Origin of the sequence: Sphingobium sp. CFD-2, from assembly GCF_024611135.1 — a bacterium.
Lineage (GTDB): Bacteria > Pseudomonadota > Alphaproteobacteria > Sphingomonadales > Sphingomonadaceae > Sphingobium > Sphingobium fuliginis.
The window spans coordinates 3,457,886-3,471,741 of record NZ_CP084405.1 but is presented as its reverse complement, the minus strand read 5'-3'; the positions used below and the strand labels follow the sequence as shown (position 1 = coordinate 3,471,741).

10 protein-coding genes are annotated in these 13,856 nt (G+C 66.6%); 5 read left to right on the top strand and 5 right to left on the bottom strand.

Going from position 1 to position 13,856, the window contains the following annotated elements; all coding sequences use genetic code 11:
• Positions 1-164: 164 nt before the first annotated feature.
• Positions 165-665 (bottom strand): flavin reductase family protein, encoded by a 501-nt coding sequence (locus LDB29_RS17165; protein ID WP_257554935.1) that lies wholly within the window; start codon positions 663-665, stop codon positions 165-167.
• 167 nt (positions 666-832) lie between these two features.
• Here LDB29_RS17165 and cofE point away from each other — a divergent pair, with 167 nt between their 5' ends.
• Genes cofE through cofC form a run of 3 tightly spaced genes read left to right on the top strand, consistent with a single transcriptional unit; the run spans position 833 to position 3,107 of the window.
• Positions 833-1,591 (top strand): coenzyme F420-0:L-glutamate ligase, encoded by a 759-nt coding sequence (gene cofE / locus LDB29_RS17160; RefSeq protein WP_257554934.1) that lies wholly within the window; start codon positions 833-835, stop codon positions 1,589-1,591.
• Complete coding sequence (gene cofD / locus LDB29_RS17155; RefSeq protein ID WP_257554932.1) at positions 1,588-2,523, top strand: 2-phospho-L-lactate transferase; 936 nt, start codon at positions 1,588-1,590, stop codon at positions 2,521-2,523. Before cofE ends, cofD begins: the two co-directional genes overlap by 4 nt.
• Positions 2,524-2,528: 5 nt before the next feature.
• Positions 2,529-3,107, top strand: a complete 579-nt coding sequence (gene cofC, locus LDB29_RS17150) for a 2-phospho-L-lactate guanylyltransferase (protein WP_257557049.1) — start codon at positions 2,529-2,531, stop codon at positions 3,105-3,107.
• 194 nt (positions 3,108-3,301) lie between these two features.
• Here cofC and LDB29_RS17145 read toward each other — a convergent pair whose 3' ends face one another.
• Positions 3,302-5,563 carry an NADP-dependent malic enzyme gene (locus tag LDB29_RS17145; protein ID WP_257554930.1) on the bottom strand — a complete coding sequence of 754 codons (2,262 nt, stop codon included), beginning with the start codon at positions 5,561-5,563 and terminating at the stop codon, positions 3,302-3,304.
• 283 nt (positions 5,564-5,846) lie between these two features.
• On the opposite strand from LDB29_RS17145, the gene mutS reads away from it, so the two are divergent.
• Both mutS and LDB29_RS17135 read left to right on the top strand, forming a co-directional pair.
• The gene (gene mutS / locus LDB29_RS17140; RefSeq protein WP_257554928.1) at positions 5,847-8,498 is read left to right on the top strand and encodes a DNA mismatch repair protein MutS; all 2,652 of its coding nucleotides are present in this window, start codon (positions 5,847-5,849) and stop codon (positions 8,496-8,498) included.
• A gap of 9 nt (positions 8,499-8,507) precedes the next feature.
• Positions 8,508-11,267, top strand: coding sequence for a [protein-PII] uridylyltransferase (locus tag LDB29_RS17135; protein ID WP_257554926.1), 2,760 nt, complete (start codon positions 8,508-8,510; stop codon positions 11,265-11,267).
• Positions 11,268-11,324: 57 nt separating this feature from the next.
• Here the strand turns inward: LDB29_RS17135 and LDB29_RS17130 are convergent, their stop codons facing one another.
• The 3 genes from LDB29_RS17130 to xth are packed head-to-tail and all read right to left on the bottom strand — an operon-like array spanning position 11,325 to position 13,677.
• Positions 11,325-11,825: a L,D-transpeptidase gene (locus LDB29_RS17130; RefSeq protein ID WP_044660570.1), complete on the bottom strand. Its 501-nt coding sequence runs from the start codon at positions 11,823-11,825 to the stop codon at positions 11,325-11,327.
• On the bottom strand, positions 11,822-12,880 hold the full coding sequence (ribA, locus tag LDB29_RS17125) for a GTP cyclohydrolase II (RefSeq protein WP_025551736.1): 1,059 nt from the start codon (positions 12,878-12,880) through the stop codon (positions 11,822-11,824). The genes LDB29_RS17130 and ribA overlap by 4 nt, the downstream gene beginning before the upstream one ends.
• Entirely contained in the window at positions 12,880-13,677 is a 798-nt protein-coding gene (gene xth, locus LDB29_RS17120) for an exodeoxyribonuclease III (RefSeq protein WP_044660572.1), read from the bottom strand. Before xth ends, ribA begins: the two co-directional genes overlap by 1 nt.
• Positions 13,678-13,856: the final 179 nt, after the last annotated feature.

The following is a 13,856-nucleotide window of genomic DNA, read 5'->3' as shown; positions in this document are numbered from 1 at the left end:
TTTCGGAGATCCCCTCCGGGCCGCGGGGAGATGCGATTCAGCGGCGGCAATGGGGGGATGGAAAGCGGACATGCGCTTCCATAGGGCCGGCCATGGTCCTGCGCAGGATCATGGCGCGCCGGGGGACGGCCCAGTGTTCCCCCGCACAACGCTGATCGACAGGATCAGCTCAGATGAGCGAATTCGCCATAGCCGCCCTGGAAGAAGAGCAGCGGCTTGCCCGGCGTTTCCACCTCCAGCGCGATGACCCGGCCCAGCACGATATAATGGTCGCCCGCTTCATGCACCGCTTCGAGCCGGCAGTCGATCCAGGCCACCACCCCATCCAGGATCGGGGAGCCATTGGCGGAGACGCGATGCGTCACCCCGGCGAACTTGTCGTTCGCGCCCTTGGCCGAAAATTGCTGGCAAAGCAGCTTCTGGTCGCTGGCGAGGATGTTGACGCAGAATTTCCCTGCCCTTTCGATCCGCGGCCAGCTCAGCGAATTCTTGGCAGGGAAAAAGGCAACCAGCGGCGGATCGAGCGAAACGGAGGTGAAGGAACCGACGACCATGCCGGTGGGCGCATGATCGTCCTCCACCGCCGTCACCACGCAGACCCCCGTGGGATAATGCCCCAGCACACGGCGGAAAGTGCCGCTGTCGAAGGCGATGGCCTCGCTCATGCGCGGACGCCCTGAAGGGGAAAAATATCGTCACTGATCTTCATCGTCGCCTCTCTTCCAGACTCGGCCGGGGCATGGCAAGCGAATCCCGCTGATAAGCTCATGAGTTTCCTTTTCCGGGAAATCGCAATGCTACCTTAACCGGCAATTGCACGCTACAGCACGGCATGATCTCGATTCATCCGCTATGCGATATTCCTGAAATCCGGGCCGGCGACGATCTGGCGGCGGTGCTGCGCGACAGTCTGGCGAAGGCGGGCCTGTGGCCGCTCCAGGCCGGCGATGTGCTGGTCGTGACGCAGAAGATCCTGTCCAAGGCGGAAGGACGGATGGTCGCGCTGGACAGCGTCGAGCCGGGCGCGCAGGCGCTGGAGCTGGCCGCCACGACGCGCAAGGACCCCCGGCTGGTCGAACTGGTGCTGCGCGAAAGCAGCAGCGTGGTGCGCGCGGTGCCCCATGTGCTGATCACCCGCCACCGGCTGGGCCATGTGATGGCGAACGGCGGCATCGACCGGTCCAATATCGGGCCGGGGGAGGAAGATCGCGCATTGCTGCTGCCGCTCGATCCCGATGGATCGGCGCGCGGCCTGCTGGCGGCGCTGGCGGGGCCCGAGGCGGCCGGGATCGGCATCGTCGTTTCCGACAGTTTCGGGCGGCCATGGCGCCACGGCGTGGTGGGCGTCGCAATCGGCGCGGCGGGATTGCCCGCGCTGGTCGACCGCCGCGGCGAGGAGGATCGGGACGGACGGCGGCTGGAGGTGACGCAGATCGCGCTGGCCGACCAGATCGCCACCGCCGCGACGCTGGTGACGGGCGAGGGCGCGGAAAGCGTGCCCGCCGCCCTGCTGCGCGGCGTGGCCCTGCCCAAAGGAGATGCAGGCGCGGGCGCGCTGGTCCGCCCGCTGGAAGAGGATCTGTTCCGGTGAGCGGCCGCATCGTCGTTCTGACCGGGGGGGTCGGCGGCGCCAAGCTGGTGCTGGGGCTGATGCAGGTCTGCCCGCCGGAGGACATCACCGCCATCGTCAACACGGGGGACGATTTCCGTCATCTCGGGCTGGCGATCTCTCCCGACATCGACACGCTGCTCTATACCCTGTCGGGCAGGGCCAATGCCGCGCAGGGCTGGGGCCGCGAGGGTGAGACATGGAGCTTCATGGACGCGCTCAAGTCGCTGGACGGCGAGGACTGGTTCCTGCTGGGCGACGGCGACATGGCGCTGCATGTGCTGCGGTCGCACATGCTGGCGTCGGGCGAAACGTTGAGCGCGGTGACGGCCCGTTTTGCGACGGCCTGGGATCTTGGCCTCAAGATATTGCCGATGAGCGACGAGGCCGTCGCCACCCATGTCTCCACCGATGCGGGCGACCTCCCCTTCCAGCGCTATTTCGTAGAGCAGCGCTGCGTCCCGGCGGTCCGGGCGATCCGCTTCGAGGGCGCGGAGCAAGCGCATCCTGCGCCCGGCGTGATCGAGGCGATCAGCGATCCCGCAACCCGCGCCATAGTGATCGCGCCGTCCAATCCCTGGCTGAGCGTCGACCCGATTCTGGCGGTGCCCGGCATCCGCGAAGCGTTGGCGGCAAGAAAGGCGCCGGTCGTCGCGGTGTCACCGATCGTCGGCGGGCAGGCGGTCAAGGGACCGACCGCCAAGCTGATGGGCGAGTTGGGACTGGGCGTCACCAACCAGGCCATTGCCGCCCATTATGAAGGCGTCATCGACGCGCTGCTGGTCGACGTGCGCGACGGGAGCGAGGGTTTGGACATTCCCCACGCCGTCACCGACACGCTGATGAAGACGCTGGACGACCGCGCCCGGGTGGCGCGGGCGGCGCTGGATCTGGCCGAACGGATCGCCGGTTGACGGTCATGAACTGCTGGATCGTCATCCCGGTCAAGGCGCCCGCCGCCTGCAAGACGCGGCTGGCGCCTGTTTTGGACGAAACCGGACGGCGCAATCTGGTTGCGGAGATGCTGCACCGCACGGTGGGGGCTGCGGCGGAAGTGGTCGGGATGGAAAGGCTGCGGCTGCTGGGGCCGTCGAGGCATGGACTGCCGGAGAGCATAGGCTTGCTCGATGATCCGGGCGGCGGCCTTAACCCTGCCGTGACGAGCGCCCGCGATGCGGCATTGGGAGCAGGAGTCGAGCGGATGCTGTTCCTCTCGGCCGACCTGCCGCTGGTCGAGGCAGCGGATGTGGCGGCGCTGCTGGACGCCCCCGGCATTGCGGCCGCGCCCGATGTCCATGGGCGGGGAACCAATGCATTGTCCTTGCCTCTGCCGCGAGCGGCGGATTTCCAGTTCCATTATGGCCAGGGCAGTTTCTCGGCGCACAGGGCGGAAGCGGAACGGCTTGGTTTGATGTTCTCGCCGGTCGTCCGGCGCGGTCTGGGCTTCGACATCGACCAGCCGGACGATCTGGCCGACTGGAAAGGGCGCGCGATCTAGGGTGGAAGGCGGACATTCCCCCTCCCGCAGGCGGGAGGGGGTTAGGGGGTGGGCTGGCGCGGCATCTGCGCTGTTTTGCAACGGCTAAGTCAGAAGCTCGCTACGCTCGCACCCACCCCTAACCCCTCCCGTTTACGGGAGGGGAATGTCCTGGATTGGCCACCTCCGGCCAGTCGCTCACGCCCGCACTTCCGTCAGATCGCCACACCCGCCGAAGCCAGCACCGCCAGCGTCAGCAGTTCCGAAGCGTTGGACGCCATGGTGGCGATCTGCACCGACTTGTCCATGCCGACCAGCATCGGCCCGATCATGGTCGCGCCGCCCAGTTCGCGCAGCAGCTTGGCTGAGATATTGGCCGACTGAAGCCCCGGCATCACCAGGATATTGGCCGGGCCGGACAGGCGGCTGAAGGGGTAATTCTTCATCACCGTGGGGTTGAGCGCCGCGTCGACGGTCATTTCGCCTTCAAATTCGAAATCGACATTCCGCTCTTCCAGCGCCTTGATCGCGTCGCGCACATTGTCGAGGAAGCTGCCCGGCGGGTTGCCGAAATTGGAATAGGACAGGAAGGCGACGCGCGGGTCATGGCCCATGCGGCGGGCGACCGCCACCGTGCCTTCCGCGATGTCCGCCAGTTCCTGCGCCGAGGGGCGCTCATTGACCGTGGTGTCGGCCAGGAACACCGTCTTGTCCTTCGTCACCAGCACATGGATGCCGAAGGGGGTGCGGTCCGCCGCCGGGTCCATCACCCGCTTCACCTCCCGCAGCGTCTGGGCGAAGGGCCGGGTCATGCCGGTGATCATCGCATCGGCATGGCCCATCTTCACCAGCAGCGATCCGAAGATGTTGCGGTCGCGGTTCACCATCCGCTCGCAGTCGCGGCGCAGATAGCCCCGGCGCTGGAGCCGCTTGTAGAGCGTGTCGACCATCTCCGGCACCAGCGGCGAGTTGACGCTGTTGTGCAGTTCGAAGCTTTCCGGGTCCTGCACGCCCAGTTCCTTGAGCTTGTCATAGACATGGCCGCGCCCGACCAGCACGGGGATGCCATAGCCCAGCGTCCGGAACTGGATCGCTGCGCGCAGCACCACTTCCTCTTCCGCTTCGGCAAAGACGACGCGCTTGGGATTGGCCTTCGCCACTTCATAGGCGGTGGTCAGGACGGACGTGGTCGGATTGAGCCGGGCCTTCAACGACTGGCGATAGGCCGCCATGTCCGCAATCGGCTTCTGCGCAACGCCGGTCTCCATCGCCGCCTGCGCGACGGCGGAGGGCACGACTTCCATCAGGCGCGGATCGAAGGGCGCGGGGATGATGTAATCCGGGCCGAAGCTGTGCGAACGGCCATAGGCCTTGGCCACTTCCTCCGGCACCTGTTCGCGCGCCAGTTCCGCGATCGCCTTGGCGGCGGCGAGCTTCATCGGCTCGTTGATCCCGGTCGCCCGCACGTCGAGCGCGCCGCGGAAGATGAAGGGGAAGCCCAGCACATTGTTGACCTGGTTGGGATAGTCCGACCGGCCGGTGGCGACGATGGCATCGGGGCGCACCGCATGCGCTTCGGGCGGCGAGATTTCCGGGTCGGGGTTCGCCATGGCGAAGATGATCGGCTTGTCGGCCATCGACTTCACCATGTCCTGCGTCATCGCGCCCGCGACAGAGAGGCCCAGGAATACGTCCGCGCCCTTCACCGCTTCGGCCAAAGTGCGGGCGTCGGTCTTCACCGCATGGGCCGATTTCCACTGGTTCATGCCTTCGGTGCGGCCCTGATAGATGACGCCCTTGCTGTCGCACATGATGACATTGTCATGCTGGACGCCCAGCGCCTTGATCAGTTCGGTGCAGGAGATGGACGCCGCGCCAGCGCCGTTCACCACCACCTTCATGTCCTTCATGTCGCGGCCGGTCAGCATCGCCGCATTGATGACGCCCGCCGCCGCGATGATCGCGGTGCCGTGCTGGTCGTCATGGAAGACCGGGATGTTCATCCGCTCCTTCAGCGTCTGTTCGATGATGAAGCATTCCGGGGCCTTGATGTCCTCCAGGTTGATGCCGCCGAAGGTCGGCTCCATCAGCTCGACCGCGTCGATGAACTTGTCGACATCCTCGGTCTTGAGTTCGATGTCGATGGAATCGACGTCGGCGAAGCGCTTGAAGAGAACCGACTTGCCTTCCATCACCGGTTTGGACGCCAGCGCGCCCAGATTGCCGAGGCCCAGGATCGCCGTGCCGTTGGAGATGACCGCGACCAGATTGCCCTTCGCGGTATAGTCATAGGCGGTCGCCGGGTCTTCCGCGATGGCCCGCACCGGCACCGCGACGCCGGGCGAATAGGCGAGCGAAAGATCGCGCTGGGTCGCCATCGGCTTCGACGCGATGATCTCGATCTTGCCGGGGCGGCCGGTCGAGTGGAAGAACAGCGCCTCGCGCTCTGAAAATTCCACATTCGACTTGTCGGTCATGGCTGCACCCACCCCTTGTTTGAAACAATAAGCTCGCCCCATAGGGCGCTCCGGCATTCAGTTCAGGCGGAGCCGAAAAGGGTGATTTTCGAGCATCGGAGCGCAGCATACTCAAGTATGTGCGCACCGAAGCGCAGAAAATCGCGCTTTGCAGGCCCGCATGGGCTGAATGCCGACCGCCCTAGCGGTAAGAATATCTTGTGGGCAAGTGCGAGAAGCGCAATTTTCCTGCTGTTTCTTGCAGCACTGGCATGAGGCCGGGCTTCACGCTATCCGCTGTGCCATGGCGCGAACGATCGACACATCCACGCAACAGGCGACGCCTATGATGGCGCAATATCTTGCGCTGAAGGCGGAGGCGCAGGATTGCCTGCTCTTCTACCGCATGGGCGATTTTTTCGAGCTGTTCTTCGAGGATGCGAAGGCGGCGGCGGCGACGCTGGACATCGCGCTCACCAGCCGGGGCGAGCATGGCGGCGCGCCGATCCCGATGTGCGGCGTGCCGGTGCACAGCGCGGAATCCTATCTGGCGCGGCTGATCAAGGCGGGCCATCGCGTCGCCATCGCGGAGCAGACCGAGACGCCCGCCGAAGCCAAGGCGCGCGGGTCCAAGTCCCTCGTCGCCCGCGCCATCGTCCGTTACGTGACGGCGGGCACGCTGACCGAGGAGACGCTGCTCGACAGCCGGCGCGACAATATGCTGGTGGCGCTGGCGCAGGTCGGCGGCGAGGAGGCGGGCGAATATGGGCTGGCCGCCGCCGACATTTCGACCGGGCGGTTCGAGACGCTGACCCGGCGGGCGGCCGATCTGCCCGCCGAACTGGCGCGCCTGCGCCCGAGCGAGATCGTGCTGCCGGACGGGCTGGATCTGGAACTGCCGGACTCCCACCCCTTCGACCGCGCCGCCTTTTCCAGCAGCCGGGCCGAAGCGGCGCTGAAGCGCCTCTTCGGCGTCGCCACGCTGGACGGATTCGGCCAGTTCGGCCGCGCCGAACTGGCGGCGATGGGCGGCCTGCTCGGCTATCTCGACCATGCGGGCAAGGGCACCCTGCCCTTCCTCGCCCCGCCGATGCGGAAAACCAGCGGCGGGCACGTCGCCATCGACGCCGCGACGCGCGAGAGCCTGGAGATCACCGCCACCATGAGCGGTACGCGGGCGGGCAGCCTGCTGGGCGCGGTCGACCGGACCGTGACGGGCGCGGGCGCGCGCCTGCTGGCGCAGGACCTGTCCGCGCCGCTGATGGACCAGGCCGGGATCGAAGCGCGGCTAGGCCTAGTGCAACTGTTCCATGACGACAGCATGCTGCGCGACCAGTTGCGCGTGGCGCTGAGGGCGTTGCCCGACATCGGCCGCGCCTTGGGCCGTCTCGCGATGGGCCGGGGAAGCCCCCGCGATCTTGGCCAATTGCGCGACGGGCTGGGCGAAGCGCGCTTGCTGCGGGAGCGGCTGGGCCGCCTGCCCGACCAGCCCCTGCTGCTGACGCAATTGCTGCCCTCGCTCGACGGCCATGGCGCGCTGGTCGACAGCCTGTCCCGCGCCCTCGTCCCCAGCCCGCCGACCGAGACCGCCAATGGCGGCTATATCGCGGACGGCTATGACGCCGCGCTGGACGAGTTGCGCCGCCTCGCCGGGGACGGCCGCCGCGCCATCGCCGCGCTGGAGGCCAAATATCGCGAGCAGACCGGCATCGCCTCGCTCAAGATCCGGCATAATGGCGTGCTCGGCTATCATGTCGAGGTGCCCGCCCGCGCCGCCGACCAGTTGATGCAGCCCGACAGCGGCTTCACCCATCGCCAGACGCTGGCCGGGGTGGTGCGCTTCAATTCGGTCGACCTGCACGAACAGGCGAGCCGCGTGGCGCAGGCCGGGGCCCATGCGCTGGTGGCGGAAGCGGCGCATCTGGAAGACCTTGTCGAAGCCACCCTCGCCCGCAAGGCGGAGATCGCCCGCGCCGCCGATGCCCTTGCCCGGCTCGACGTGGCGGCGGCGCTGGCGGAACGCGCCGCGGAGGGCGGCTGGCAACGGCCCCATTTCGTCGCGCAGGATGGCGAAGGCCCCTGCCTGGAAATCGTCGGCGGCCGTCATCCGGTGGTCGAGGACGCGCTGCGCCGCGATGGCCAGCCCTTCGTCGCCAATGATTGCCGGCTGTCGGCCGGGGACCGGCTGTGGCTCGTCACCGGACCCAATATGGGCGGTAAATCCACCTTCCTGCGGCAGAATGCGATCATCGTGATCCTTGCGCAGGCAGGCGCCTATGTGCCCGCCGCGTCCGCGACCCTGACGCTGGTCGACCGGCTGTTCAGCCGTGTCGGCGCGTCGGACAATCTGGCCAAGGGCCGCTCCACCTTCATGGTCGAGATGGTCGAAACCGCCGCCATCCTTGCCCAGGCGACCGAGCGAAGCTTCGTCATCCTCGATGAAGTCGGACGCGGCACGTCGACCTATGACGGGTTGGCGCTGGCATGGGCGGTGGTGGAGGCGGTGCATGAGGTCAATCGCTGCCGCTGCCTGTTCGCGACCCATTATCATGAACTGACCCGGCTGGCGGAAACCCTTGCCTCGCTCTCGCTCCACCATGTCCGTGCGCGGGAATGGAAGGGCGATCTGGTCCTGCTGCACGAGGTGGCGGAGGGCCCTGCGGACCGCAGCTATGGCCTGGCGGTGGCGCGGCTGGCAGGGCTTCCACCCGCCGTCCTGAAGCGCGCCAAGGACGTCCTCGCCCGCCTCGAAGCGGGCAAGGCGAAGACCGGCGGCATCGCGGCGGGGCTGGACGACCTGCCCCTCTTCGCCGCCGCCACGGCTCAGGTGGAGGAAAAAGTCGATCCCCTGCGCGCCGCGCTGGACGGCATCGACGCCGACGCGCTCTCGCCCCGGGAGGCGCTGGACCAACTCTACCGGCTCAAGCAACTGGCAGCAGCCGGTCAGGAAGACTAGATAAGCCTTATGGTCATGCAGTTTCCGAAATTGGGGTCCAGGCGCGCGATCATCGACCGGCGCGCCATTTCCGACCGCATCGCCGCCCTGGCGCAGGAGCATCGGGGCGACCAGATCAAGCTGCGCGGCCTGATCGTGAAGGAACTGAAGGACGCGCTGGACGCCGGGCGGGACGATGTCGCCCGCCGCCTCAGCCAGAGGCCGACCCGAGGGCGGGAGGCCGTGACCGCCTTTGCCTTCCTGATCGACCAGATCCTGCGCCTGCTCTACGACGCGACAACCCATCACCTCTACCCGGCGGGCAACCGCAGCACCGGCGAGCGGATCGTGCTGATCGCGGTCGGCGGCTATGGCCGGGGCGAGATGGCGCCGCACAGCGATGTCGACATCGGCTTCATCACCCCGTGGAAGCCCACCGGCTGGACCGAGCAGGTCATCGAATCCATGCTCTATTCGCTGTGGGATCTGGGGCTGAAGGTCGGCCATAGCAGCCGTTCCATCGATGAGACGATCCGCATGGCGAAGGCGGACCTGACCGTGCGCACCGCCCTGCTGGAGGCGCGCTACATCTGGGGCGACCGCGCCCTGTATGAGGAGATCAGCACCCGTTTCGACGCCGATGTGATGCAGGGCACAGCCCGCGCCTTCGTCACCGAAAAGCTGGAGGAACGGGACGAACGGCACAAGCGCATGGGCGACAGCCGCTATGTCGTCGAACCCAATGTGAAGGAGGGCAAGGGCGGCCTGCGCGACCTGCACACGCTGTTCTGGATCGGCAAATATGTGAACCGGGTGAAGTCGGTGGCGGAACTGGTCGATGTCGGCCTGCTGACCGAAACCGAACTGCGCCAGTTCCAGAAGGCGGAGGATTTCCTCTGGGCGGTGCGCTGCCATTTGCACATGATCACGGGGCGGGCGGAGGACCGGCTGACCTTCGACCTGCAACTCGAAACCGCGACCCGCATGCATTTCACCGGACGCGCCGGGCGGTCGGGGGTGGAGCGCTTCATGCGCTATTATTTCCTGAACGCGAAGACGGTGGGCGACCTGACCGCGGTGTTCCTCGCCCATCTGGACGACCAGATGGCGGAGCGGGGGCGTCGCTATATCCCCAGCTTCTTCCGCCGCCCGAAGAAGCTGGACGGCTTCGTGCTGGATCGCGGGCGGCTGGCGCTGCCGGGCGATCATTTCTTCCAGGACGATCCGGTCCGCTTGCTGGAAATCTTCGCGCTCGCCGACAGGCATGGCCTCGCCATCCATCCCAGCGCCATGCGCGCCGCCAGCCGCGACGCCAGCCTGATCACCGCCAAGGTGCGCCGCGATCCCCGCGCCAACGCCGCTTTCATGGAGGTGCTGACCAGCCCCCGCGACCCGGAAACCGTGCTGCGCTGGATGAACGAGTCCACGGTCTTCGGCCGCTTCATCCCCGATTTCCGCCGCGTCGTGGCGCAGATGCAGTTCGACATGTACCACCATTATACGGTGGACGAACATACGATCCGCGCCGTCGGCCTGCTGGCGCGGATCGAAAAGGGCGAACTGAGCCAGGATCATCCGCTGGCGGCGGACCTGATGGGCAAGCTGCTGTCGCGCCGCGTCCTCTATGTCGCGGTGCTGCTGCACGACATCGCCAAGGGGCGCGGCGGCGACCACAGCATATTGGGCGCGGAAGTGGCGGACCATCTCTGCCCGCGCCTGGGCCTGACACCGGCGGAGACGGAGACCGTGTCCTGGCTGGTGCTGCACCATCTGCTGATGTCGGCCACCGCCTTCAAGCGCGACCTGGCCGATTACAAGACGATCCTCGATTTCGTCGACGTGGTGCAGAGTCCGGAACGGTTGCGGCTGTTGCTGTGCCTGACCGTGGTCGACATCCGCGCCGTCGGACCCGGCGTCTGGAACAGCTGGAAACGGCAATTGCTGGGCGACCTCTACGAGGCGGCCGAAGAAGTGCTGCGCCTCGGCCACAAGCAGAAGGGCCGCAGCGAACGCGTCACCGCCAAGCAGCAGGCGCTGCGTCAGGCGCTGGGCCTGTCCGAAGCCGATTTCGAGAAGCTGCGCAAGCGGCTGCCGGAAAGCTACTGGATCGCGGAGCCGGAGGACATCCTCATCCACAATGCGCAGCATATATTGGAGGCGGGCGATTCCCCGCTCTCCATCGCCGCGCAATATTATCCGCAGCGCGGCGCGACGCTGGTGACGGTCTATGCCGCCGACCATCCGGGGCTGTTCTACCGGATCGCGGGCGCCATCCATCTGGCGGGCGGCAATATCATCGACGCGCGCATCCATACGACCCGGGACGGCGTCGCCATCGACAATTTCCTGGTGCAGGACCCGCTGGGCGGCGCCTTCCACAGCCCCGACCAATTGACGCGCATCCGCAAGGCGATCGAGGACTCCCTCGCCAACCGCCACCGCATGATCACCAAGCTGGAGGCGCGCCCCCTGCCCCGCACCCGCGCGGAGGCCTTCCGCATCGAGCCCAATGTGCTGATCGACAACAAGGCGTCGAACCGCTTCACCGTGATCGAGGTGAATGCGCGGGATCGCCCGGCGCTGCTGTTCAGCCTCGCCAACGCGCTGTTCCAGTCGAAGGTGACGGTGCATAGCGCCCATGTCGCCACCTATGGCGAGCGGGCGGTGGATACATTCTACGTCACCGACCTGCTGGCCGGGAAGATCGAGAGCAGGGCGCGGCTGCAAACGCTGGAACGGCGGCTGCTGGAAGCGGCGGGCGGTGAGGTGGCGGAACTGGAGCGGGCTTAGGAAGACCCGCCTCCCCCAACAATCTCGTCATCCCCGCCTTCGCGGAAGGACGAACCTTCAGACGATCTCCATCACATCGCCCGGCGCCAGCAACGGCAACAGGCGCAGCATATCCGCCCGCTCCACCGCCACGCACCCCGCCGTGGGACGGCCTTCGGAAAGATGGAAGAAGATCGCGCTCCCCCGCCCCGGCACCGGCGGCGAGTCATTGTGCCCCAGCACGACGATCACATCATAGGCATCATCGTCCCGCAGCAGATTTTCCGCGGAAAAGGCCCGCGGCAGATGCACGGGCCGGTTATAGGCCGGATCGGCCGGATCATCGGACCAGCCATCCCCTTCCCGCACCCAGCGCCATGGCAGGCGGATGCCCGCCGCCGCCGCCTTGCCGGGCCGCAGCAACACGCCCCGAACCGGCCAGATGCCCAACGGCGTGCAGCCATCCCCCTCCCGCTTGTCCGCCGCTGCACAGACGCCGCCGCGCCCGATGGTGCAGGGCATGTCCAAGTCACCGAAGAAAAGACGCCCCGCGCCCGCATCGACGCGGATGGCGCTCACAACTGATGCCCTGTCCGGTCCCGCTTGGTGGCGAGATAGCGCTCATTATGCGGATTGGAAGGCAGGATGATCGGCAGCCGTTCCGCCACCCTGATCCCGGCGGCTTCAAGCCCCGTCACCTTGTTCGGATTATTGGTGAGCAACCGCACCTCGTCCACGCCCAGCAGGTCCAGCATCCGCGCCGCCACGGAAAAGTCGCGCGCATCGATGGCGAAGCCCAGCCGGACATTGGCGTCGACCGTGTCGAACCCCTGATCCTGCAAGGCATAGGCGCGCAGCTTGTTGACAAGGCCGATGCCGCGCCCTTCCTGCCGCAGATAGAGCAATATGCCCCAGTTCGAATCCGCGATCTGGTGCAGCGCCTGATGCAGTTGCGGCCCGCAATCGCATTTTAGCGACCCCAGCACATCCCCGGTCAGGCATTCGCTGTGCAGCCGGATCACGGGGGGCGAGGAATCGCGCTGGCCCACGATCAGCGCGACATGCTCGCGCGGTTCGTCGGGACTGCGGAAGGCGACGATCTCCGCCGTCTCGCTGGCCGACACGGGAAGGCGGGCGCGCGTGGCGATGGCCAGATGCACGGCATCGTCATAGGCGTCGATGTCGGCGGCGCTGACCTCCGCCTCGCTGTCGCCTTCCGCCGTCACGAAATAGGCCGGCAATATGCCCGCCAGCCGCGCCAGCCGCAGCGCCGCCTTGGCCGCCGAAGGCGCCGCCAGCGGCTTCGCCATGAACGGCCCTTTGAGCGGCGAGGCAAGGTCCAGCACCGGGTCGGAAATCGCGGTCGCCACATCGACGTCGATCCACGGCGCCCGCGCCACCAGCACCGGCATGTCGGGATCGGCCGCCGCCAGCTGGTTGGCGAGCTTCAGCGTCTGCGCCCGCGCCGCGGAGATCAATATGTCAGCCCCTGCGCCCGGATCGAATCCGGCAAGCGTCACGGCATCGGCCCCCTCCACGGCCATCAGCCGCACGGCGCCGTCGGCGGCCTGCACGCGCACCGGCCAGCCCCGGCGTAGCGCGTCAATGGCGCGGGCGGCGGCGCGGGCGCTCATCAGAAGGCGAATTCCGTGATGATCGGCACATGGTCGGATGGGCGCGACCAGCCGCGGATCGGTTCCACCACGCGGTGGCTGACGGCCTTTTCCGCTACGTCCTGCGTCATCCACATATGGTCGAGCCGCCGTCCGCGATCCGATTCCGCCCAGTCGCGGGCGCGATAGCTCCACCAGGTATAGAGCCGCTGCGGCGCGGGATAGAATTTGCGGCCGATGTCGACCCAGTCGTTCGATTCCTGCAGGCGCGCCAGAATCTCGCACTCGATCGCCGTATGGCTGACGACATTGAGAAGTTGCTTATGGCTCCATACATCGCATTCCATCGGCGCGATGTTGAAATCGCCGGTCAGGATGGTCGGCTTGTCCTCCAGCGTGGAGGACCATTGGATCATGCGCTCCAGGAAATCGAGCTTCTGTCCGAATTTCGGATTGACCTCCCGATCGGGCACATCCCCGCCGGCGGGCACATAGACATTCTCGATCCGGACGCCATTGTCCAGTCGTACGCCGACATGGCGCGCCTCCCCATTGGCCTGCCAGTCGAGCCGGTCGTCCTCCCGGATCGGGATCTTCGACAGGATGGCCACGCCATGGTGCATCGGCTGTCCGTTCAGCACCTGATGATTATAGCCCCGCTGCCGGAACAGCCCCGCCGGGAAGGTGTCGTTCACCACCTTGGTTTCCTGCAGACACAATATGTCGGGCGATTCCTCCGTCAGAAAGCGCTCTACAATATCGAGCCGGGCACGAACGCTATTGATATTCCAGGAAGCGATGCTGAGTGTCTGAGGCATGGCTGATCCACTAAGACCCTCCGCCGCCCCGCGCAAGGGCGGCGAATGTCCCGGCAGACGGAACAGCGTTGGCGCCGTTCGACGTTCAGTTCAGGTGGAGCCGAAAATGGGATGTTCAAGCATCGGAGCGCAGCGCACTTCATGTCCGTAAGCACCGAAGAGCGGAAAATCGCGCTTTG